Below are 22,230 nucleotides of genomic sequence, written 5' to 3'. Positions count from 1 at the left end.
ATCCGCCCGCCGGGCCCGTGAGATTGCACGTGTGCCCGTTAATGTCATCGATCGCGCGGGCGATCAGATGGCGTTCTATTCCAAGGCCATCGCCTGGATTCCGCGCACCGCGGTGCATTACCGCAAGGAGGTCATGCGGCTGCTCGCCGAGGTGACCTTCGGCAGTGGTGCGCTCGCCGTCATCGGCGGCACCATCGGCGTCATCGTGTTCATGTCCGGCTCGGTCGGCGTCGTCGTCGGCCTGCAGGGCTTCAAGGCCCTGGATGCGCTCGGCAGTTCGGTGCTGACCGGCTTCCTCACCGCCTATATCAATACCCGTGAGATCGCGCCGCTGGTCGCCGCGCTCGCGCTATCGGCAACGGTGGGCTGTGGTTTCACCGCCCAGCTCGGCGCGATGCGGATCTCCGAGGAGATCGACGCGCTCGAGGTGATGGCGGTGCCGGGTGTTCCGTTCCTGGTCACCACCCGCGTGATCGCGGGCTTCCTCGCGGTCATCCCGCTCTACATCGTCGGGCTGCTCGGCACATTCCTGGCGTCGCGAATGATCAGCATCTGGTTCAACGGACAATCCAGTGGTTCCTATGACCACTATTTCAGTCTCTTCCTGCCACCAGAAGACGTCTTGTATTCATTCGTCAAAGTGTTGGTGTTCGCATTCGTAATCATCATGGTGCATTGCTATTACGGCTTCAATGCCACCGGCGGACCGGCCGGTGTCGGCGTCGCGGTGGGTCGCGCGGTGCGCGCGGCGATCGTGCTCGTGAATGTGCTCGATTTCTTCTTGAGCCTCGCAATCTGGGGCACCACGACGACAGTTCGGGTTGCCGGATGAGCGCCCGCGTCATCGAAATGCGAAGCGGCAGTGAGGTGCCGTCATGAGTAATAGCGTGCAGATGTGGCGCGCGACCGAGAAATTGCGTGTCCGGCTGCTCGGTATCGCATTCTTCGTGGTCTGCGCACTATTCCTGGTCACAACGGTCGCGATCTACAACAAGGCGTTCGTCGACACCGTAAAGGTCCAATTGATCACCGACAGTGTGGGAAATGCGTTGACCCGCAATGCCGATGTCAAGGTGCGCGGCGTCAATGTCGGCGAGGTCAGATCCAGCCGGTCCGAGGGCGGCAAGGTGACCCTCGACCTCGCGATCGATCCCGGTAAAGCCGAGCAGATTCCGGTCAATGCGACGGCCCGGCTGCTGCCGAAAACGCTGTTCGGTGAGCGGTATGTGGATCTGGTCATTCCGGACGAGCCGAGTACGCAGCATCTGACCGAGGGCGTGACCCTGCATCAGGACATCAGCGGTAATGCCATCGAGATCAGCAAGCTGCTCGACGATGTGCTGCCGCTGCTGCAGGCGATTCCGCCGCAGGATCTCGCCTCGACGCTCGGCGCACTGTCCCAAGCGCTGTCGGGGCAAGGCGTGGCGCTCGGTGAGTCGGTGGAGAAGTTGGATCACATCTTCCGCGGGGTCAACGGAGTCATGCCGGATCTGAAGCAGGATCTGGTGAGCTTCGCCGATGTGGCCGCCACCTATTCCGACGCGCTGCCGCAGCTGGTCGACGCGTTCAACAACCTGCGCACCACCAACGCGACCATCGTGCAGCGCCGCCCGCAGATCGACACACTGCTGGCCACGCTGAACCCGACCGCGGCCACCACCGCGGACTTCCTGATCGCCAATCGCGACAACATCATCGATGTGGCCGCCGATTCGCGGCCCGCGCTGGAACAGCTGGCGACCTACTCGCCGAACTACGCCTGTGCGCTGGCGAACTTCGCCAAGATGAAGCCGCGCATCGACCAGATCATGGGCATGGGCACCCCGCGTCCCGGTTCGCGAGTCACCATCGAGCTGACCAACACCCGCGGCAAGTACCTGCCCAACCAGGACGAGCCGCGGTGGCTGGACACCCGCGGACCTTGGTGTGTGCCGGAATACCCGGTCTTCACCGATCCCGGTCAGTACACCGGCGGACCGAACAACGACGGTTCCTACGCCGTGCCGAGCCGCAATCCGGGTGACCAGGACAGCGGCAAGCTGTCGGCGCCGCAGTTCGGCATGTACCCGGCCGCGAATGTGCCGACCACGGTCGGTTCGCCGGCCGAACAGCGGACCCTCGGCGCGATCTACGGTGCGGCGAACGGTGTTTCGCCCGATCAGGTGCCCAGCTGGGTCACCCGGATCGGTGCACCCGCATTCCGTGGCAGCGAGGTGAGCGTGCGATGAAGGACACGATGCGCGGCCTCGGCGGGCCGCTGACCAAGCTCATCATCTTCGTCGTTGTCACGCTGTTGGCGACGACGATCCTCGGGCTCTCGATCGCCAACTACACCGGCGGCGGCACCGCATTCAAGGCGCGCTTCTCCGATGTCACCTCGCTCAATAAAGGTGACGAGGTGCGCATCGCCGGTGTCCGGGTCGGCAAGGTCACCAGCGTCAAGATCGTGGACAAGCGCCAGGCCGAGGTCGGATTCGAACTGACCGACCGCGATTGGCTGCCCGCCTCCACGACGGCGACCATCAAGTACCGCAACCTGGTCGGCCAGCGTTATATCGCGCTCGAACAGGGCACGGGGGAGCAGGGCCGCAAACTCAACAAGGGCGCGACCATCGGGCTCGAGCACACCAGGCCCGCGCTGAACCTGACCACCCTGTTCAACGGTTTCCGGCCGCTGTTCCAGACGCTGACCGCCGATGACGTGAACAAGCTGTCCTACGAGATCATCCAGGTCTTCCAGGGTGAGCAGGGCACCATCCACGATCTGGTGGCGACCACCGCGAACCTGACGAACAAGATCGCCGACAAGGACGCGGTCATCGGTGATCTGGTGCGGAATCTGACGGCCGTACTCAATGCGGTCAATGAGCGTGAAGGTCAGTTCGATCAGCTGATCGTCAATACCGAGGCGTTGGTCAGCGGACTGGCCGCCGAACGCGACACCATCGGCAGCTCGGTCACCTCGCTCGGCAATCTGGCCTCGGCCACCGCGGATCTGCTGGTGCCGACCCGCCCGACGCTGCAGGGCTCGATCGCCGGGCTCAGCCAGCTCACCGGCACCATCGACGAGCGCAAGGACGAAGTGAATACGTCGCTGACGAATTTGCCGATCAAGATGGAAAAGCTCGGCCGAGCCGGCAGTTACGGCTCCTGGTTCCAGTTCTATCTGTGCGGTATCGACATCGTGGTCGGACCGGGCGCGGTCGATGCGCCGCAGCTCAATCTCCCGGCCGGGCTGCCGACGGTCAACCAGCCGCTCTACACCAATGCCGCGCCGCGCTGCCAGGGGAAGGGTGGTCACTGATGGACGACCGGATCCTGCTCGGCAAGCGCAGCCCCGCGTTCATGGGTGTGCTCGGCGTCGCGATGGTGCTGCTCGTGACGGTCTCCGCATTCTTCCTGGACAGGTTGCCGATTATCGGCGCGGGCACCAAGTACACCGCGCAGTTCTCCGAGGCGGCGGGCCTCAAGAAGGGCAATGAGGTTCGCATCGCGGGTGTGAAGGTCGGTTCGGTATCCGATGTTCGGCTCGACGGCAATAAAGTGCTCGTCGACTTCCGCACCCAGGACGCCTGGATTGGCAACGAGACCACCGCCTCCATTCAGATCAAGACCGTACTCGGACAGAAGTATCTGGCACTGGATCCGAAGGGTTCCGACCCCGCCGATCCGAGCAAGGTGATTCCGTTGTCGCGCACGGTATCCCCGTACGACGTGGTGGACGCGTTCAGCGATGCGGCCAAGCAAATCGATCGGATCGACACCGCGCAGCTGGCCACCAGCATGCGGGTGCTCTCGGAGGCGTTCGAGACCACACCGCCGGAGATCCGCAACTCCATCGACGGTGTCGCCCGGCTCTCGGAAACCCTCGGCAAGCGCGATGAGGAACTGAAGAAGCTGTTCGCGGCGACCAGGCAGACCACCGGTGTGCTCGCCGACCGCAATCAGCAGTTCGAGCGCCTGCTGGCCAACGGCGGACAATTGTTGGCCGAGTTGAACATTCGTCAGCAGTCCATCGCGCAGCTGCTCACCGGTGCCAAGACGGTGTCGGCCGAGCTGAGCGCGCTGGTCGCCGATAACGAAAAGCAGATGGGTACGGCATTGACCAACCTCGACGCCGCCATCGATCTGTTGAACGAGAACCAGCAGAACATTTCCAAGACGCTGGAACTCGCGGCGCCGTTCTACGGCCTCTACGCCAATGTGCTCGGCACCGGTCGCTGGTTCGACGCGGTGATCGTGAACCTGCTCCCGCCCGGTCTGCCGGAGATTCCGGGCGACCGTCCGCCGGTGCGCACCATGGGAGGTAACTGACATGGGGGTGAACTGGCCTCGTAAGGAGCCGCTCACCGCGCTGCGCACCTCGCGTCGCGGCACCAAGGCGACCATTGTGATCGGCGTAATCGCGGCGCTGGTCCTGGCCGGTGCCCTCTGGTGGCTTTTCGACCGGATGACCACGACCAAGATCACCGCGTACTTCGACCGCTCCGTCGGCATATACGAGGGTTCGGATGTGCGCATCCTCGGTGTGCCGGTGGGCAAGGTTGATTCGGTTGAACCGCAAGGCGAGCAGGTCAAGGTGGTGATGAGCGTCGATCGCAGCTTCGACGTGCCCGCCGAGGCCAAGGCCGCGCAGATCACGCCATCGATCGTCTCCGACCGCTACATTCAGCTGACCCCGGCCTACACCGGCGGACCGAAAATGGCACGCAACGCGACCATCCCGCGCGATCGCACGGTCACTCCGGTCGAGGTCGATCAGCTGTACAAGAGCATCACCGAACTCTCGGATGCGTTGGGCCCCAACGGCGCCAACGCCCAAGGTGCGGTGAATCAACTGGTCCGCACCTCGGCCGCGAATCTGACGGGTAACGGAGAGGCGTTGGCCAACAGCATCACTCAGCTCTCGCGCGCGGCGCGGTACCTGGGTGATGCCCGCGGCGATATCTTCGACACCGTCAAGAATCTGCAGACCTTCGTCACCATGCTGGCCCAGAACGACCAGCAGGTGCGGCAATTCAATGCCCAGCTGGCGGATCTGTCGACCTTCCTCGCGGGGGAGCGCCAGGATCTCGGTGCGGCGTTGAACCTGCTTTCGGTCGCGCTCGGTGATGTCGCTCGATTCGTCGACGAGAACCGGGATCTGGTCCAGCAGAATGCCCAGGACCTGACCACGCTCACCGCGACGCTGGCCAAGCAGCGCGATGATCTGGCCGCGGCACTGCCGGTGCTGCCGCTGGCGCTGAGCAACCTGATCAATATCCACAATGCCGAATCCGGCACCCTCGATATGCGCGCCAACCTCACCGATCTGCAGGATCCGTTCGGCGCGGTGTGCAAGATGCTGGATCTGAGCAAGTTGATGCCGGGCGATCCGAAGTTCGAGGCCATCGGCAAGCAGATGCGCCCGATTCTGGAGCACTGCAAGGAGATCACCGACCAGATCACCGCCGGCGTGAAGACGCCGACGCTGAACCTGCCCTTCGGCATCCTCAGCAATGACAACCAGCAGCGTGACCCGGTGCCGGGCACGGTTCCCGGCACCCCGTCCGATCAACTTCCGCCCTCGCAGGGAGGTGGCCAGCGATGAACACGCGAATTCGTTCCGCGGCACGTACTCTCGCCGTAACGACCGCACGCAGGTCGCTCGAAAGGGTCGCCGTAGCGACTGGTCGCAGGTCGCTCGAAATGGTCAGCGCCGTGCTGGTGGTCGGTATGAGCACGGTCCTGGTGACGTCGTGCTCATCCGAGGGTATCTACGCGGTGCCGCTGCCCGGTGGCGCCGATGTCGGCGACCATCCGTTGACCATCGATATCCGGTTCGATGATGTGCTCGATCTGGTGCCGCAGTCGGCGATCAAGGTCGAGGGCGTGCCGGTCGGGCGCGTCGAGAAGATCGCCCTGGCACCGGACGGCTGGACCGCAAGCGTGCGCGCGCTGGTGAATTCCTCGGTCGATCTGCCCGCCAATGCGCGGGCCGAGGTGCGGCAGTCGAACCTGCTCGGTGAGAAGTTCATCGAGCTTTCCAAGCCCGCCGAGGAACCCGATAGCAAAAAGCTCGCCAATGGTGCGGTCATCCCGGCTGATCACACCCGGCACGCGACCGAGGTCGAGCAGGTGCTCGGTGCGCTGTCGTTGCTGCTCAACGGTGGTGGCGTCGCACAGTTACAGCCGATCGTCACGGAGTTGAACAAGACCCTGGGCGGGCGCGAGGAGCGAGTGCGTTCGCTGCTGGATCAGGCCAATATCCTGATCGGCGGGCTGAACGAGCAGGTCGACGACATCACCAAGGCCATCGACGGACTCGCCACACTGAGCAATCGGGTGAGTACCCAGACCGATCAGATCAGCCACATCATCGATGAGCTGCCACGAGGCATCAAGATCCTGGATGAGCAACGGCCGCAACTGATTTCGCTGCTGCAGCAGTTGGATCGGGTGGGGCAGGCCGGTTTCGATGTGTTGAACCACTCGAAGGACGATCTGATCAAGGATCTGACCTCGCTGCGTCCGACCCTGCAGGAACTCGGCAAGGCCGCACCCGATCTGATCACCGCGCTGCCGCTGGTGCCGACCTATCCGTTCCCGGACTCGACACTGGAGGGCACCTTCGGCGGTCAGGTGAACACCTGGCTCTCGGTGGATCAGCAGATCGGTGTCACGCTGAGCAATCTCGGTGTCGGCAAGGGGGATCCGGTCTACATCCCGCCGCCCTACGGTCCCGAGGTGCCGGTGAATCCGACCAACCCCTACTACGGCGGCAATGGTCCGCGCCCGGGTTGGCCGACGGTATCGCTGCTGCCGCTGCCGCCCAATATTCCTCGCTTCCCGGCCGGCCTGCCGCAGCTGCCGACCGATCCGCTCGGGGCGATTCTCGACCAGATCGGAGGTGGTCAGCGATGAGCCGTCTGGTGCGCTACCAGCTGATCGCGTTCGCCTTGATCGCGGTGCTCGGCGTGGTTTATGTCGGCGCCAAATATGTTCGGCTCGAGCACATGGTCGGCATCGGCGAATACAAGGTGAGGGTCGACGCCAAGCAGACCGGCGGCATCTACAAGGGTGCCGAGGTCACCTACCGCGGCGTTCCGGTCGGCCGGGTCGGCAGTCTCGAACTGACCGATTCGGGTGTGGCTATAGACCTGGTGCTCGATTCGAGCGCGCCGAAGGTTCCGGACTCGGCCAAGGCGGTGATCGCCAATCGCTCGGCCATCGGTGAGCAGTACGTCGATCTCCAGCCCGATGCCGACCACGGCCCGTATCTGCGTGACGGTTCGGTGATCCCAACGGCGACGACACCGATTTCGGTTGAGCAGCTGGTGACGAGCGTGGACACCTTCACCCGCTCGGTCGATCTCACCGCGCTCCACACCACTGTTACCGAACTCGGCAAGGCATTCGACGGCAAGGGCGACGACCTCAAGGTCTTCATCGATTCGTTGAACAAGTTCACCGCGACGTTCAACGAAACCCTGCCGCAGACGATCCAGCTGATCCGCGACGGTCGCATCGCACTGGGCACCCAGGCCGAGCAGTCCGGATACATCCGGCAGTTCAGCCAGGGTCTCGACGAACTCACCGCCCAGCTGCGCTCCAGCGATCCGGATATCCGGCGTCTCATCGGCACCGGCACCGATGCGGGCGAGCAGATCACCGCGCTGCTGAACGAGAGCGGCGGCGCCCTCACCGAGGATCTGACCAACCTGCGTCAGCTGCTGCTGTCCATCTCGCCGAAGTTCTACGCCCTGCGCCCGCTGCTGCAGATGCTGCCGCAGTTGTCCATCGGCGCATCGTCCACCGCGCCCGGCGACGGCACCAGCCACTTCGGTCTGGTGCTCGAGACGAACAATCCGCCCGCCTGCACCCAGGGCTACGAGGGCACCAAGGCCATCCTCGACCAGATGAAGCGGGAGAATCCGGACTTCGACGACACCCGCGACGAATTCCCGTTCAACAAGGACGCGAAATGCACTGTGCCGTTCGGTAATCCAACCGCGGTGCGCGGCGGAATGCGCGCCGATCTGGCGGATCCGAGCATTGTGCAGCCGTGGGATTCCAATCCCAAGACCGATCCCGAGAAGCTGAATCTGAACCCGATCGCCGTGCAGATGGCCACCCTGTTGGGGGTCACGCCCAAGCGGTGAGCAGGACCTATGCGGCTACCCCGCAGTAATAGAAGTTAGGGTGTCTGGCCGTGAGTGAGCGAAGCGAACGAACCAAGAACACTGCGCCCATGATGGGCACGACCGTGCCGAGCGCTAGCGAGGTAGGGTCGTGAGCATCGACATGTCCAAGGAAACGCCGGCGGTGACCGGCTCCGATTCCACGGAAGCTGATGCCGCAGCGCATGACGCGACGGCATCGGATCCCGTACGCCCGACGGTGGCGGCCGGGGACGCGCCCCGCGGACGGCTCGCGGTCACCATGGTCGCGGCGGCCGCGCTGGTCGTCGCGTTGATCGCCGCGCTCTGGTTCGGCACCGGCTGGGTGCGCGCGGCGTTCTTCACCGACGGTCCACGCGTCGAGGCCCGCGATACCGCGCTCGCCGATGCCAGGCAGGCCGCGATCAATCTGATGTCGCTGGATCCCAATGATGTCGACGGTTCGATCAAGCTGATCCAGTCGTCGATGACCGGATCGCTGCTCGACGACGCCACCAAGACCCAGGATCAGTTCCGTGAGCAGGCCAAACAGGCCAAGACCAGGCTGGAATCCAAGGTCATCGGCTCCTCGCTGACCGCGCTGAACTCCGAGCGCGACCACGCCTCCGCGCTCATCGTGCTGCAGACCACCCGGACCGCCCCGGATGTCGCGCCGTACTCCTACCGTCAGACCTGGACCCTTGATCTGGTCGAGCAGGGTGAGGTGTGGAAGGCCGAGAAGGCGAGTCCATTGAGTCAGCCCGTCCCCCTGAATCAGCCGACTGCCGGGCAGCCCGGTGCGACGCCGTCCGAGGGCGCTACGCCCAAGCCCGGATCGTAGGAGAACCCGTCATGGCATCTCGTCGACCAGTCAATCGGGTCACTCCCCGTAACCGTCCCACCGTTGGCCGTACCACGACGAATACCGGGTCCGCTACCGCACGTCGCGGCACCCGCTCGGCCGAGGAAGCGACCACCAAGCGCCGTGCGAAGGTCGCCGGTACCGCGGAATCGGTCCGGCCGGATCCGCGGTCTGCCGAACCGTCGCGGCCGTGGTCGCAGCGACTGCGTCCGCGCGCGGGGTGGGGCGTGGTCGCGGGGCTGCTGGTCGTGGCCGTGCTGCTCGGCGCGTTCGCAACCGTCGCGGCCTTCCGTCCCGGCATCGACGATTCCAACGAGGCCTATGTGGACAGCAAGGCCACCGAAGAGGTGACCGCGGCCGCCTCCCACGCGTTGAAGACCATCTACGCCTACGACGTGAACAAGCTCGACGGCTACAAGGACGCGGTGCACGGGGTCGTCACCGGGCAGATGCTGGCGGACTTCGACAAGTACGCCGATACCAATCTCGCCGCTCTGAAACAGGCGCAGACCAGCGCCGATGCCCTCCCCGACCCGATCGGGGTGACGTTGCTCACCGAGGATCGGGCCGAGTTGCTCGTGAACTTCGTGGTCAGCGCGAACAAGAACGGTGTCGCCCAGCAGAGCGCGTCCGGCCCGATCGTGCTGAAAATGCAGAAGGTCGACGGCAAGTGGCTGGCCGCGGCCATCGTCGATCAGTGATTTCACCTGGCATAAGCCCAGTGGGGCAGGGGATCTGGTCGATCGCCGGGTCGCTCCCGCCACTTGACGAGTTTCGCCGGACACGTCACGCTATTCACAACAGCGGCAGCTGTCACAGTGGCTTCATGGGCCCCGTGGCTACCCGGCGCAGCCAGCGATTCGGGTATGGCACACGGTCATAACGGTCGCGGCGTGCCGCCACGCGGCGGCTGGTTCGGGTGGTACTTTGACACCACCTTGCGTATGGGTGTACGGTTGGACGTTGCGCTGGCTGCCTCCTGTCCATACCTCAATTTGCACACGTAAGTTCCACCTTCCGGTGTTACTTCCGTTGTTGCCTGTTCGGGTTTCGTGCGGGTTGTATCCAGCGGAATTCGTAGCAGACAAGCGACGGTCGCGGACCACCACGCGACGCGCGTGAGGTGCTGGAAGGACGCATCTTGGCAGTCTCCACCCAGACCAAGGCAGTTGCCGGAATCCCCGGAGCCCCGTTGCGGGTGTCTTTCGCGAAGATCCGTGAACCCTTGGAGGTGCCCGGACTTCTCGATCTACAGACCGACTCATTTGCATGGTTGATCGGCTCGCCCTCGTGGCGTGAAAAAGCCGCGGCTCGCGGCGACGGCGGACTAACGGGCGGTCTGGAGGAGGTGCTCGAGGAGCTCTCGCCGATCGAGGACTTCTCCGGGTCGATGTCGCTTTCTTTCTCCGATCCTCGTTTCGAGGAGGTCAAGGCCTCCATCGACGAGTGCAAAGACAAGGACATGACCTACGCGGCGCCGTTGTTCGTGACCGCTGAGTTCATCAACAACAACACCGGTGAGATCAAGAGCCAGACGGTCTTCATGGGTGATTTCCCGATGATGACCGATAAGGGCACGTTCATCATCAACGGCACCGAGCGCGTCGTCGTTTCGCAGCTGGTGCGTTCGCCGGGTGTGTACTTCGATCACTCGGTCGACAAGGGCACCGAGAAGGATCTGCACAGTGTGCGGGTCATTCCGTCGCGTGGCGCGTGGCTGGAGTTCGATGTCGACAAGCGCGACACCGTCGGTGTGCGCATCGACCGCAAGCGCCGTCAGCCGGTCACCGTGCTGCTGAAGGCACTGGGTTGGACCACCGAGGAGATCGTCGAGCGCTTCGGCTTCTCCGAGATCATGATGTCGACCCTGGAGAAGGACAACACCGCCGGTCAGGACGAGGCGCTGCTGGACATCTACCGCAAGCTGCGTCCGGGTGAGCCGCCGACCAAGGAGTCCGCGCAGACCCTGCTGGAGAACCTGTTCTTCAAGGAGAAGCGCTACGACCTGGCGCGCGTCGGTCGCTACAAGATCAACAAGAAGCTCGGCATCCACCTCGGCGAGCCGATCACCGCATCGGTGCTCACCAAGGAAGACATCGTCACCACGATCGAGTACCTGGTGCGTCTGCACTCCGGTGATCGGGCGATGACCGCGCCGGGCGGCGAAGAGGTGCCGGTCGAGGTCGACGATATCGACCACTTCGGCAACCGTCGCCTGCGCACCGTTGGTGAGCTGATCCAGAACCAGATCCGGGTCGGCCTTTCTCGCATGGAGCGCGTGGTCCGTGAGCGGATGACCACCCAGGACGTCGAGGCCATCACGCCGCAGACCCTGATCAACATCCGTCCCGTGGTTGCCGCGATCAAGGAGTTCTTCGGGACCTCGCAGCTGTCGCAGTTCATGGACCAGAACAACCCGCTGTCGGGCCTGACCCACAAGCGTCGCCTCTCGGCGCTCGGCCCGGGTGGTCTGTCCCGTGAGCGCGCCGGTCTGGAAGTCCGCGACGTGCACACCTCGCACTACGGCCGCATGTGCCCGATCGAGACCCCGGAAGGCCCGAACATCGGCCTGATCGGTTCGCTGTCGGTGTACGCGCGGGTCAACCCGTTCGGCTTCATCGAGACGCCGTACCGCAAGGTGGTCGACGGCGTGGTCACCGATGAGGTCAAGTACCTCACCGCCGACGAAGAGGACCGCCACGTCCGTGCGCAGGCCAATTCGCCGGTCGACGCCGACGGCCGCTTCATCGAGGAGCGCGTGCTCTGCCGCCGGGGCAACGACGAGAACGAACTCGTCCCCGCCTCCGAGGTCGACTACATGGATGTCTCGCCGCGCCAGATGGTGTCGGTCGCGACCGCGATGATTCCGTTCCTCGAGCACGACGACGCCAACCGTGCCCTCATGGGTGCGAACATGCAGCGCCAGGCCGTGCCGCTGATCCGTTCCGAAGCCCCGATCGTGGGTACCGGTATGGAGCTGCGCGCCGCGGTCGACGCCGGTGACGTCGTGGTGAACGAGAAGTCCGGTGTGGTCGAAGAGGTTTCGGCCGATTACGTCACTGTGATGGCCGATGACGGCACCCGCAAGAGCTACCGGATGCGCAAGTTCGCCCGCTCGAACCAGGGCACCTGTGCGAACCAGCGGCCGATCGTCGACGAGGGTCAGCGCGTCGAGTCCGGCCAGGTACTCGCCGATGGTCCCTGCACCGAGAACGGTGAGATGGCGCTCGGCAAGAACCTGCTCGTGGCGATCATGCCGTGGGAGGGCCACAACTACGAGGACGCGATCATCCTGTCGCAGCGCCTCGTGGAAGAGGACGTGCTCACCTCGATCCACATCGAGGAGCATGAAATCGACGCCCGCGACACCAAGCTCGGTGCCGAGGAGATCACCCGGGACATCCCGAACGTCTCCGACGAGGTCCTCGCGGACCTGGACGAGCGCGGCATCGTGCGCATCGGCGCCGAGGTTCGCGACGGCGACATCCTGGTCGGCAAGGTCACCCCGAAGGGTGAGACCGAGCTGACCCCGGAAGAGCGGTTGCTGCGGGCGATCTTCGGTGAGAAGGCGCGCGAAGTGCGCGACACCTCGCTGAAGGTGCCGCACGGTGAGTCCGGCAAGGTCATCGGCATCCGCGTGTTCTCGCGGGAGGACGACGATGATCTGCCTCCGGGCGTCAACGAGCTGGTCCGGGTATACGTGGCGCAGAAGCGCAAGATCCAGGACGGCGACAAGCTGGCCGGCCGTCACGGCAACAAGGGTGTCATCGGCAAGATCCTCCCGACCGAGGACATGCCGTTCATGCCCGACGGCACCCCGGTGGACATCATCCTGAACACCCACGGTGTGCCGCGTCGTATGAACATCGGCCAGATCTTGGAGACCCACCTCGGGTGGATCGGCAAGGCGGGCTGGGACGTCGGCGCCGGTGCGGACGGTTCCCGTCCGGACTGGGCCAAGGCACTGCCGGAAGAGATGCTGGCGGCTCCGGCCGAGTCCAACATCGCCACCCCGGTGTTCGACGGTGCTCGTGAAGAGGAGCTGACCGGTCTGCTCGCCTCGACCCTGCCCAACCGCGACGGTGAGCGCATGGTCGACGACAACGGCAAGTCGACGCTGTTCGACGGACGTTCCGGTGAGCCCTTCCCGTACCCGGTGGCCGTCGGCTACATGTACATCCTGAAGCTGCATCACCTGGTCGACGACAAGATCCACGCCCGTTCGACCGGTCCGTACTCGATGATCACCCAGCAGCCGCTCGGTGGTAAGGCCCAGTTCGGTGGTCAGCGCTTCGGTGAGATGGAGTGCTGGGCCATGCAGGCCTACGGTGCCGCCTACACGCTGCAGGAACTGCTCACCATCAAATCCGACGACGTGGTCGGTCGCGTGAAGGTGTACGAGGCGATCGTCAAGGGCGAGAACATTCCGGAGCCGGGCATTCCGGAGTCGTTCAAGGTGCTCCTCAAGGAGCTCCAGTCGCTGTGCCTCAACGTCGAGGTGCTGTCTTCCGACGGCGCGGCGATCGAGATGCGCGACGGCGATGATGAGGATCTGGAGCGCGCGGCCGCGAACCTGGGCATCAACCTGTCCAGGAACGAAGCCGCGACCGTCGACGATCTGGCGAACTAGGCGGTAGGGCCGGATGTCGTGCACGCCGACGACATCCGGCCTCCGCGCTCGACCAACTAGTGAACTTTTTGCTCGAATTCGACCCGAATAGGGGAAAGGAAGTTACGTGCTAGACGTCAACTTCTTCGATGAACTCCGGATCGGTCTGGCCACCGCCGAAGACATCCGCCAGTGGTCCTACGGCGAGGTGAAAAAGCCGGAGACCATCAACTACCGCACGCTCAAGCCGGAGAAGGACGGCCTGTTCTGCGAGAAGATCTTCGGTCCCACCCGGGACTGGGAGTGCTACTGCGGTAAGTACAAGCGCGTCCGGTTCAAGGGCATCATCTGTGAGCGCTGTGGCGTCGAGGTGACTCGTGCCAAGGTGCGCCGTGAGCGGATGGGCCACATCGAGCTGGCTGCTCCGGTTACCCACATCTGGTACTTCAAGGGCGTGCCTTCGCGCCTCGGGTACCTGCTCGACCTGGCGCCGAAGGATCTGGAAAAGATCATCTACTTCGCCGCCTACGTCATCGTCGGCGTCGACGAGGAGCTGCGGCACAACGAGCTCTCCACGCTCGAGGCCGAGATGGAGGTCGAGAAGAAGGCGGTCGCCGATCAGCGCGACGCCGATCTCGAGGCCCGCGCCCAGAAGCTCGAGGCCGATCTGGCCGAGCTCGAGGCCGAGGGTGCCAAGTCCGATGTGCGTCGCAAGGTCAAGGACGGCGGCGAGCGCGAAATGCGTCAGCTGCGCGACCGCGCTCAGCGCGAGCTGGACCGGCTCGACGAGATCTGGAACACCTTCACCAAGCTGTCGGTCAAGCAGCTCATCGTCGATGAGGTGCTCTACCGCGAGCTGATCGACCGCTACGGCGAGTACTTCACCGGCGCCATGGGTGCGGAGTCCATCCAGAAGCTGATGGAGAACTTCGACATCGACGCCGAGGCCGAATCGCTGCGCGAGACCATCCGCAGCGGTAAGGGCCAGAAGAAGCTGCGCGCGCTCAAGCGGCTCAAGGTTGTCGCGGCCTTCCAGGCCAACGGCAACTCGCCCATGGGCATGGTGCTCGACGCCGTTCCGGTGATCCCGCCGGAGCTGCGGCCGATGGTTCAGCTCGACGGTGGCCGCTTCGCCACCTCCGATCTGAACGACCTGTACCGCCGCGTGATCAACCGCAACAACCGCCTCAAGCGACTGATCGATCTGGGCGCGCCCGAGATCATCGTCAACAACGAGAAGCGGATGCTGCAGGAGTCGGTGGACGCGCTGTTCGACAACGGCCGCCGCGGCCGCCCGGTCACCGGACCGGGTAACCGTCCGCTGAAGTCGCTGAGCGATCTGCTCAAGGGTAAGCAGGGGCGTTTCCGTCAGAACCTGCTCGGTAAGCGCGTCGACTACTCGGGCCGTTCGGTCATCGTGGTCGGTCCGCAGCTGAAGCTGCACCAGTGCGGTCTGCCCAAGCTGATGGCGCTGGAGCTGTTCAAGCCCTTCGTGATGAAGCGTCTGGTCGACCTCAACCACGCGCAGAACATCAAGTCCGCCAAGCGGATGGTCGAGCGGCAGCGGCCCCAGGTGTGGGATGTCCTCGAAGAGGTCATCGCCGAACACCCGGTGCTGCTGAACCGTGCGCCCACCCTGCACCGCCTCGGCATCCAGGCCTTCGAGCCGCAGCTGGTGGAAGGTAAGGCCATCCAGCTGCACCCGCTGGTCTGTGAGGCGTTCAACGCCGACTTCGACGGTGACCAGATGGCCGTGCACCTGCCGCTGTCCGCGGAGGCGCAGGCCGAGGCCCGCATCTTGATGCTGTCCTCGAACAACATCCTGTCGCCGGCGTCGGGTCGCCCGCTCGCCATGCCGCGTCTGGACATGGTGACCGGTCTGTACTACCTGACTCGCCTGGAAGAGGGCGCGCAGGGCGAGTACCAGGCCGCCACCAAGGACGGGCCGGAGCAGGGCGTGTACTCCTCGCCCGCCGAGGCGCAGATGGCGGTGGACCGCGGTGAGCTCACCGTGCGTTCGCTGATCAAGGTGCGGCTCACCGACCAGCGGCCGCCGAAGGCGGTCGAGACCGAGCTGTTCCCGGACGGCTGGAAGCGCGGCGACGCGTGGATCGCCGAGACGACCCTCGGTCGCGTGCTGTTCAATGAGCTGCTCCCGGCGGACTACGCGTTCATCAACGAGCAGATGCCGAAGAAGCGTCAGGCCACGATCATCAACGATCTGGCCGAGCGCTACCCGATGATCGTGGTCGCGCAGACCGTCGACAAGCTGAAGGACGCGGGCTTCTACTGGGCCACCCGTTCCGGTGTGACGGTCTCGATGTCGGACGTGCTCGTTCCGCCGGAGAAGACCGAGATCATGGAGCGCTACGAGGCGCAGTCCGATCAGATCGAGAAGAAGTACCAGCGTGGTGCTCTCGATCACCAGGAGCGCAACAACGCCCTGGTCAAGATCTGGCAGGAAGCGACCGAAGAGGTCGGTAAGGCGCTGCGTTCGCACTACCCGGCCGACAACCCGATCATTACGATCGTCGACTCGGGCGCGACCGGTAACTTCACCCAGACTCGTACCCTCGCCGGTATGAAGGGTCTGGTTACCAACCCGAAGGGTGAGTTCATCCCGCGGCCGATCAAGTCCTCCTTCCGTGAGGGCCTGACGGTGCTGGAGTACTTCATCAACACCCACGGTGCCCGTAAGGGTCTGGCCGACACCGCGCTTCGTACCGCTGACTCGGGTTACCTGACCCGTCGTCTGGTAGACGTCTCGCAGGACGTCATCGTGCGCGAGCACGACTGCGCCACCGAGCGCGGCATCGTGGTGCCGATCGCCGAGAAGCAGCCCGACGGCTCGCTCATCCGGGACGCGCACGTGGAAACCTCCGCGTACGCCCGGACGCTCGCCTCGGATGCGGTGGACGCCAAGGGCAACGTTGTCGTGGCGAAGGGCGCCGACCTCGGCGACCCGGCCATCGAGGCACTGCTCGACGCCGGTGTTACCGAGGTGAAGGTCCGCTCCGTGCTGACCTGCACCACCGGCACCGGCGTGTGCGCGACCTGCTACGGCCGCTCCATGGCGACCGGCAAGCTGGTCGACATCGGTGAGGCCGTCGGTATCGTCGCCGCACAGTCCATCGGTGAGCCCGGTACCCAGCTGACCATGCGTACCTTCCACCAGGGTGGTGTCGCGGGTGACGACATCACCGGCGGTCTGCCCCGCGTGCAGGAGCTCTTCGAGGCTCGTGTGCCGAAGGGCAAGGCGCCGATCGCGGAGGTCTCGGGTCGGGTGCGGCTCGAGGACGACGATCGCTTCTACAAGATCACCATCATCCCGGATGACGGTGGTGAAGAGGTTGTCTACGACAAGCTCTCGAAGCGTCAGCGTCTGCGTGTGTTCAAGCACGACGACGGCAGCGAGCGTCTGCTCTCCGACGGTGACCACGTCGAGGTCGGCCAGCAGCTGCTGGAAGGCGCGGCGGATCCGCATGAGGTGCTGCGCGTGATGGGCCCCCGTCAGGTGCAGATCCACTTGGTCCACGAGGTCCAGGAGGTCTACCGCTCGCAGGGTGTGTCGATCCACGACAAGCACATCGAGGTCATCGTGCGCCAGATGCTGCGTCGCGTGACGATCATCGATTCCGGTGCCACGGAGTTCCTGCCCGGTTCGCTCACCGAGCGTTCCGAGTTCGAGGCCTCCAACCGTCGCGTCGTCGCCGAGGGCAATGAGCCCGCGGCCGGTCGCCCGGTGCTGATGGGTATCACGAAGGCGTCGCTGGCGACCGATTCGTGGCTGTCGGCGGCATCCTTCCAGGAGACCACCCGAGTCCTGACCGACGCGGCCATCAACTGCCGCTCGGACAAGCTCATCGGTCTGAAGGAAAACGTGATCATCGGCAAGCTGATCCCGGCCGGTACCGGTATCAACCGTTACCGCAACATCCAGGTCCAGCCGACCGAAGAGGCTCGTGCCGCGGCGTACGCGGTGCCGTCCTACGACGACACCTACTACTCGCCGGACAGCTTCGGCGCCACCACCGGTGCCGCGGTTCCGCTCGACGATTACGGTTTCAGCGACTACCGGTAGTCGGTAATAGGCAATCGCCCCGCTCCAACAGGAGCGGGGCGATTGTCGTTCCACCCGTAGACGATGGCCGGCGGTCAGCCGGCAGATTTCTAGCGATCCCGATGACGCACTCGCGGACAGGTTTTGCCTGCGATGTGGCATTTCTCCTCGAAGCCAGCCGGTAGCCAGTTACCTGACTGCAAGAGAGGGTGGCTGGGGAACTGGGTGTGGGCCGCAAATGCGAAAATCAGTACGGCCCATGGGCTTTGGACCTGCAGTAGATGCGGATTGCCGTTTCGGTCCGGATAGCGGCAGACCATTCGGTCGGGACCGGGCATATCCACCATTTCCAGACCGGCCCAGTGCACCGAGAACGAATGATCGGCGTTGTAGCAGTACATCCGTCGGTCCGAAACCATCACTGTCCCAGGGCGTTCGGCCACCCAGCGCGGGCGCAGTCCGGCTTCGGCCTGGCGGCGGCGCGAGCGGTTCGCCATAGCATTGCCGAGATGGGCGGCGGCCACAAAGGATAACGATCCGACTGCGGTCACGCTGTTGCGATTCCAGGTACCGTCCCCGACCGCGCGCCACTGAAACCAGACTCCTGGTCCCTCTGCCAGCGGAATTTCGGCGGGTTCGGTTCGGACCATAGTCGCCCGGGGCGGCAGTTCGGCAAGTCGGTCGTGCAACAGGAAGTCGATGACACCGCAGGTGTACAGCAGATGGTCGTCGACCGTAGACCAACCCACCTGCTGCGCGATGATCCGATCGATATCGGCGGTCGGGTCGTACATCGGCCCTACCGTCCGATCGGCCGCAGACACATCGGCTTTCCCTCAACTCTCCGGGGCAACGCCGTCATGCAATATCCAATCGCGATAGATATGCCACCGTTGTCAATTGTGCCCAAGCCGAGCCGATCGCGCGATCATCCGCCGTCTGCACGAGTGCGCGAAAGGTTCGTAGGCTGGAACGGCCCGAAATGCGGGCCCGGCCGCCGACTTCGAGACGGGACTACACCCATGACGTACGGACAACAGCCCGGCTATGGCTATCCTCCAGCGCAGCCGCAGTTCGAGCCACCGGCGCATCTGGGCTTCGCGCTCGTCGCGACGATTATCGGCACGCTGACCTGTCTGGTGGGGACGGCACTGGGGCTGGTCGCGATCGTCTTCGGCGCGCAAGTGCACTCGAAGTGGATCGCGGGCGACGTCGCGGGGGCGACGGACGCGTCGAGGAAGGCGCGAGGCTGGGCGATCGGGGCCATGGTCGCGAATGTGGTGTGCGTAGTACTCGCAATCGGCTACCTGGCCGTCACGCTCACCCGATCGTCTTCCTACTGATCCATGGTGGACAACCGCCGTCCCACCAGGGTATGAAATTAGAACACGTTTCAGTTCAGTGGGAGATGCGATGGATGACGCGGCTATGGGCGATCTGGTGATGGCCGGATTTCAGAAGCTGGGATTTATCCAGTTCACCGGCATCGAAGGAGTGGAGTTCGGCTCAGGCCGCAATGTCGTGACGATCGCGCCGAAGCCCGAACATCTCAACCACAATGGTGATCTGCATGCCGCGGTGCTGTTCGGCCTGGCTGAGACCGCGGCGATGGGTGCGTCGATCTCGGGCATTGTCGATCTCATGGGTGAGACATTCATCGTCGCCCGTGACGGCCGGATCGAATACCTCGCGCGGGCCAAGGGGGAGGCGGGTCCATTCCTCGCGACCTCCGAGTTGACCGCCGAAACCTTGGAACAAGTGCGCGCCGATATCGCGGCGCGGGTCGATGTCGAACTCGAGGTGCCGGTGGAAATCACCGATAGCACTGGAAAACGTGTTGCCGCATCGGCATTCACGGCGGTCATTCGGCCACGTCGGAAGTGACAGATTGCCCGGCGTCGGGAGGGCGACCCGAACGCGCGCCCTCCCGTAAACCACGTCAGCGCTCGCTGTCGAGCAGCGCCATCTGCGCGGCCGCATAACGCTCGCCCGCGATCTGATCGGCCGGCACTGCGGCCGCGATGGTTGCCAGTTCGTCGGCGCTGAGCTGTATATCCACGGCCCCAAGCGATTCCGTCCAGCGCTGGCGAGTGCGCGCACCGAGGATCGGCACGATATCCGCGCCCCGGCTCAGCACCCAGGCAATGGCCAGTTGCGCGACCGAAACATCCTTCTCCGCAGCGATTTTCGCGAGCGCGTCGACCAATTTCAGGTTCTGATCGAGGTTTTCACCCTGGAAGCGCGGACTGTGCGCGCGGAAATCGGTCGGCGCGAAGGTTGCGCCCGGACGAACCGAATCGCTGAGCAGACCACGTGAGAGCACGCCGTAGGCGGTGATACCGATGCCGAGTTCCCTTACCGTGGGCAGGATTTCGGCCTCGATACTCCGGGAGATCAGCGAGTATTCGATCTGCAGATCCGCGATCGGGTGCACGGCAGCGGCCCGACGGATGGTTTCGACACCGACCTCGGACAGGCCGATGTGACGGATATAACCCGCTTCGACCAGTTCGGCCATGGCGCCGATCGTCTCCTCGATCGGTACATTCGGGTCCAAGCGCGCGGGGCGGTAGATATCGATGTAATCCACGCCGAGGCGCTGCAGGCTGTAGGTGAGGAAGTTGCGCAACGCGACGGGTCGATTGTCGGTGCCGCCCCAGGTGCCGCCCGGTCCACGCAGTGCGCCGAACTTCACGCTGAGCACCATGTCCTCGCGGGGGCGCTCGGCGATGGCCTTGCCGATCAGCATCTCGTTATGACCAGCGCCATAGAAATCGCCAGTGTCGATGAGGTTGGCGCCGGAGTCCAGTGCGGCGTGGATGGTGGCAATTGATTCGGCGTCGTCGGCGGTGCCGTACATGCCGGACATGCCCATGGCGCCGAGTCCGATGCGACTGACCGCCGGGCCGGTATTGCCGAGCTTGCTGCTGAGCTTCGATGTCGTCATGGGATCAGCTTGGACCCTGTCAGTGCGTGGCGGCAGAGATCGCTTATCGGGGGATCGGCGATCCCTGGCTGATCTGCGCGGATTGCGGGAAAGTGGTGCTATGGACCGATCCGAACTGGCTGATTTCCTGCGTAGGCGTCGCGAACAGTTGACGCCAGCGGATGTCGGGCTGCCTCCGGGGGTGCGCCGGCGCACACCGGGCCTGCGCCGTGACGAGGTGGCCATGCTGGCGGGCATGTCCACCGACTACTACACCCGCCTGGAGCAGTCCCGCGGCCCGCGCCCATCAACCCAGGTGCTGGCGTCGCTGGCGCGGGCACTGCGCTTCAGCAATGACGAGCGCGACCACCTGTATCACCTGTGCGAGCACGCGCCGCCTGGCGGTGAGTCCGCCGACAAACACGTCGGTCCCGGGATCATGCATGTGCTCGCGAAACTGGATGACACCGCGGCCACGGTCATCACCGACCTCGGCGAGGTGCTGGTACAGAACCGGATGCACACCCTGCTCGTCGGCGACCACGCGAATCGGCGCGGCTGGGATCGGTTCTATGCCTGGCGTTGGTTCACCGATCCGCACTCGCGTTCGATCTTCCCGGAGGACGACTGGGAGCGGTTGGGGCGCAACCACGTCGCGGATCTACGCGCCACCGCGGCGCGCCGATCAGGCGATGCCGACGTCACCGAATACGTGAGCCGATTGCGTGCCGCGAGTATGGAATTCGAATGGCTGTGGCACGAACACGAAGTGGCGGTGCGGACTTCGGATATCAAGCGAATCCTGCATCCGGAGGTCGGCGCGATCGATACGGTCTGCGAAACCATGCTCACACTGAATGCGGCACAGCGTCTGCTGGTCTATATGCCGCGTCCGGGCACCGATGCCGCGCAGAAGCTGGATCTCTTGCGCGTCATCGGGACACAGCGCCTGCTACCGCACGACGATATCGGCTCGCTCAGGGATTGAGATCGAAGTAGTCCATCGCCGCCTGAACGGCCGGTTCACCACCACCGGCGGACAGACCGGCGAACGCGCCGATGGTCCCGCCGACCACGGTCATGACCGGAACGGTGACGAAGTCGAAGACGAAAAGGCCGAGTGGGAAACCGAGGACGAATCCGATCGCGGCACCGATTGCGGCCCCGGTCAGTACCTGCGGCATGGACTTCTCGACCTGATCGAAGAAGCGCTCCTCGGTGCTCACCTCTCGCACCGGGTCATCGGTCGTGCTGATCGGTGTGAGTGAGAGCCGGGTGCCCGCCTCATCGATGGCCGGCACCAGATCTATCCGATGCCCGGCGATCTTCACTGCGGTCGGCAGCGCGGCGACCACCTGTCCATTGGGATCGGTCAGCGAGATGACCTTATTGTCGCGGACCAGATCCCAGCGGCCCTCGGAAATGGTCGTTACCACGGCGTGCCGGTTCTGCGTCGCCGCGACGTGGTAGCCGATGTGCTGGAAGAAACCCTGCAAATCGAGTGGTGCGTCGGCGGTCGAATCAGGCGCGGGCGCTGCGGGTTCGGCGTGTACGACGCTGGTGCCGATCGTGGTGGCCGCGAGCGCAAGCAGCGCCGTCGCGGTGATTCTGGAGATCCTCATCCTGCTCTTTCAT

At 64.4% G+C, this 22,230-nt stretch carries 17 protein-coding genes; 14 read left to right on the top strand and 3 right to left on the bottom strand.

What is annotated here, in order from left to right; genetic code table 11:
• Positions 1 to 67 precede the first annotated feature (67 nt).
• The 11 genes from ACQP2U_RS37705 (at position 68) to ACQP2U_RS37655 (ending at position 17,690) form a co-directional block, all read left to right on the top strand.
• Positions 68 to 832 (top strand): ABC transporter permease, encoded by a 765-nt coding sequence (locus tag ACQP2U_RS37705; RefSeq protein WP_433716716.1) that lies wholly within the window; start codon positions 68 to 70, stop codon positions 830 to 832.
• 43 nt (positions 833 to 875) lie between these two features.
• Positions 876 to 2,228, top strand: coding sequence for an MCE family protein (locus ACQP2U_RS37700; protein WP_433711926.1), 1,353 nt, complete (start codon positions 876 to 878; stop codon positions 2,226 to 2,228).
• 8 nt (positions 2,229 to 2,236) lie between these two features.
• Positions 2,237 to 3,304: an MCE family protein gene (locus tag ACQP2U_RS37695; protein ID WP_397040454.1), complete on the top strand. Its 1,068-nt coding sequence runs from the start codon at positions 2,237 to 2,239 to the stop codon at positions 3,302 to 3,304.
• A complete protein-coding gene (locus ACQP2U_RS37690) occupies positions 3,304 to 4,314 on the top strand; it encodes an MCE family protein (protein WP_433711925.1) in 1,011 nt (336 codons plus the stop codon). The genes ACQP2U_RS37695 and ACQP2U_RS37690 overlap by 1 nt, the downstream gene beginning before the upstream one ends.
• A 1-nt stretch (position 4,315) precedes the next feature.
• Complete coding sequence (locus tag ACQP2U_RS37685; RefSeq protein ID WP_433711924.1) at positions 4,316 to 5,590, top strand: MCE family protein; 1,275 nt, start codon at positions 4,316 to 4,318, stop codon at positions 5,588 to 5,590.
• A 98-nt stretch (positions 5,591 to 5,688) separates the two neighbouring features.
• Positions 5,689 to 6,903 carry an MCE family protein gene (locus ACQP2U_RS37680; RefSeq protein ID WP_433711922.1) on the top strand — a complete coding sequence of 405 codons (1,215 nt, stop codon included), beginning with the start codon at positions 5,689 to 5,691 and terminating at the stop codon, positions 6,901 to 6,903.
• Positions 6,900 to 8,141, top strand: a complete 1,242-nt coding sequence (locus tag ACQP2U_RS37675) for an MCE family protein (RefSeq protein WP_433711921.1) — start codon at positions 6,900 to 6,902, stop codon at positions 8,139 to 8,141. The genes ACQP2U_RS37680 and ACQP2U_RS37675 overlap by 4 nt, the downstream gene beginning before the upstream one ends.
• A 130-nt stretch (positions 8,142 to 8,271) precedes the next feature.
• Positions 8,272 to 8,979 (top strand): hypothetical protein, encoded by a 708-nt coding sequence (locus tag ACQP2U_RS37670; protein ID WP_433711920.1) that lies wholly within the window; start codon positions 8,272 to 8,274, stop codon positions 8,977 to 8,979.
• Between the two features lie 11 nt (positions 8,980 to 8,990).
• The gene (locus ACQP2U_RS37665) at positions 8,991 to 9,701 is read left to right on the top strand and encodes a hypothetical protein (protein WP_433711919.1); all 711 of its coding nucleotides are present in this window, start codon (positions 8,991 to 8,993) and stop codon (positions 9,699 to 9,701) included.
• A 422-nt stretch (positions 9,702 to 10,123) separates the two neighbouring features.
• Positions 10,124 to 13,630 carry a DNA-directed RNA polymerase subunit beta gene (locus ACQP2U_RS37660; protein ID WP_433711918.1) on the top strand — a complete coding sequence of 1,169 codons (3,507 nt, stop codon included), beginning with the start codon at positions 10,124 to 10,126 and terminating at the stop codon, positions 13,628 to 13,630.
• 106 nt (positions 13,631 to 13,736) lie between these two features.
• Positions 13,737 to 17,690, top strand: coding sequence for a DNA-directed RNA polymerase subunit beta' (locus tag ACQP2U_RS37655; RefSeq protein WP_433711917.1), 3,954 nt, complete (start codon positions 13,737 to 13,739; stop codon positions 17,688 to 17,690).
• An 89-nt stretch (positions 17,691 to 17,779) separates the two neighbouring features.
• On the opposite strand, the gene ACQP2U_RS37650 is transcribed toward ACQP2U_RS37655, so the two are convergent.
• Entirely contained in the window at positions 17,780 to 18,463 is a 684-nt protein-coding gene (locus tag ACQP2U_RS37650; RefSeq protein WP_433711916.1) for a hypothetical protein, read from the bottom strand.
• A gap of 228 nt (positions 18,464 to 18,691) precedes the next feature.
• Here ACQP2U_RS37650 and ACQP2U_RS37645 point away from each other — a divergent pair, with 228 nt between their 5' ends.
• Both ACQP2U_RS37645 and ACQP2U_RS37640 read left to right on the top strand, forming a co-directional pair.
• The gene (locus tag ACQP2U_RS37645; RefSeq protein WP_433711915.1) at positions 18,692 to 19,012 is read left to right on the top strand and encodes a CD225/dispanin family protein; all 321 of its coding nucleotides are present in this window, start codon (positions 18,692 to 18,694) and stop codon (positions 19,010 to 19,012) included.
• A 70-nt stretch (positions 19,013 to 19,082) separates the two neighbouring features.
• Positions 19,083 to 19,553 (top strand): PaaI family thioesterase, encoded by a 471-nt coding sequence (locus ACQP2U_RS37640; RefSeq protein ID WP_433711914.1) that lies wholly within the window; start codon positions 19,083 to 19,085, stop codon positions 19,551 to 19,553.
• A gap of 55 nt (positions 19,554 to 19,608) precedes the next feature.
• Here ACQP2U_RS37640 and ACQP2U_RS37635 read toward each other — a convergent pair whose 3' ends face one another.
• The gene (locus ACQP2U_RS37635; protein ID WP_433711912.1) at positions 19,609 to 20,616 is read right to left on the bottom strand and encodes an aldo/keto reductase; all 1,008 of its coding nucleotides are present in this window, start codon (positions 20,614 to 20,616) and stop codon (positions 19,609 to 19,611) included.
• Positions 20,617 to 20,716: 100 nt separating this feature from the next.
• Here ACQP2U_RS37635 and ACQP2U_RS37630 point away from each other — a divergent pair, with 100 nt between their 5' ends.
• Positions 20,717 to 21,583 carry a helix-turn-helix transcriptional regulator gene (locus tag ACQP2U_RS37630; RefSeq protein ID WP_433711911.1) on the top strand — a complete coding sequence of 289 codons (867 nt, stop codon included), beginning with the start codon at positions 20,717 to 20,719 and terminating at the stop codon, positions 21,581 to 21,583.
• Here ACQP2U_RS37630 and ACQP2U_RS37625 read toward each other — a convergent pair.
• Entirely contained in the window at positions 21,573 to 22,217 is a 645-nt protein-coding gene (locus tag ACQP2U_RS37625; protein WP_397040903.1) for a hypothetical protein, read from the bottom strand. The two genes, ACQP2U_RS37630 and ACQP2U_RS37625, sit on opposite strands and share 11 nt — an antisense overlap.
• Between the last annotated feature and the right edge of the window lie 13 nt (positions 22,218 to 22,230).

It is taken from the genome of Nocardia sp. CA-084685, from assembly GCF_050955785.1.
Classification (GTDB): Bacteria; Actinomycetota; Actinomycetes; order Mycobacteriales; family Mycobacteriaceae; genus Nocardia.
Note: the sequence above shows the minus strand (reverse complement) of the source record. Positions and strands in the feature narration are given on the sequence as shown.

Coding starts and splice junctions, on each gene's coding strand:
- ACQP2U_RS37705 (WP_433716716.1), top strand. CDS start 68: ATGGCGTTCTATTCCAAGGCCATCGCCTGGATTCCGCGCACCGCGGTG.
- ACQP2U_RS37700 (WP_433711926.1), top strand. CDS start 876: ATGAGTAATAGCGTGCAGATGTGGCGCGCGACCGAGAAATTGCGTGTC.
- ACQP2U_RS37695 (WP_397040454.1), top strand. CDS start 2,237: ATGCGCGGCCTCGGCGGGCCGCTGACCAAGCTCATCATCTTCGTCGTT.
- ACQP2U_RS37690 (WP_433711925.1), top strand. CDS start 3,304: ATGGACGACCGGATCCTGCTCGGCAAGCGCAGCCCCGCGTTCATGGGT.
- ACQP2U_RS37685 (WP_433711924.1), top strand. CDS start 4,316: ATGGGGGTGAACTGGCCTCGTAAGGAGCCGCTCACCGCGCTGCGCACC.
- ACQP2U_RS37680 (WP_433711922.1), top strand. CDS start 5,689: ATGGTCAGCGCCGTGCTGGTGGTCGGTATGAGCACGGTCCTGGTGACG.
- ACQP2U_RS37675 (WP_433711921.1), top strand. CDS start 6,900: ATGAGCCGTCTGGTGCGCTACCAGCTGATCGCGTTCGCCTTGATCGCG.
- ACQP2U_RS37665 (WP_433711919.1), top strand. CDS start 8,991: ATGGCATCTCGTCGACCAGTCAATCGGGTCACTCCCCGTAACCGTCCC.
- ACQP2U_RS37650 (WP_433711916.1), bottom strand. CDS start 18,463: ATGTACGACCCGACCGCCGATATCGATCGGATCATCGCGCAGCAGGTG.
- ACQP2U_RS37645 (WP_433711915.1), top strand. CDS start 18,692: ATGACGTACGGACAACAGCCCGGCTATGGCTATCCTCCAGCGCAGCCG.
- ACQP2U_RS37640 (WP_433711914.1), top strand. CDS start 19,083: ATGGATGACGCGGCTATGGGCGATCTGGTGATGGCCGGATTTCAGAAG.
- ACQP2U_RS37635 (WP_433711912.1), bottom strand. CDS start 20,616: ATGACGACATCGAAGCTCAGCAGCAAGCTCGGCAATACCGGCCCGGCG.
- ACQP2U_RS37630 (WP_433711911.1), top strand. CDS start 20,717: ATGGACCGATCCGAACTGGCTGATTTCCTGCGTAGGCGTCGCGAACAG.
- ACQP2U_RS37625 (WP_397040903.1), bottom strand. CDS start 22,217: ATGAGGATCTCCAGAATCACCGCGACGGCGCTGCTTGCGCTCGCGGCC.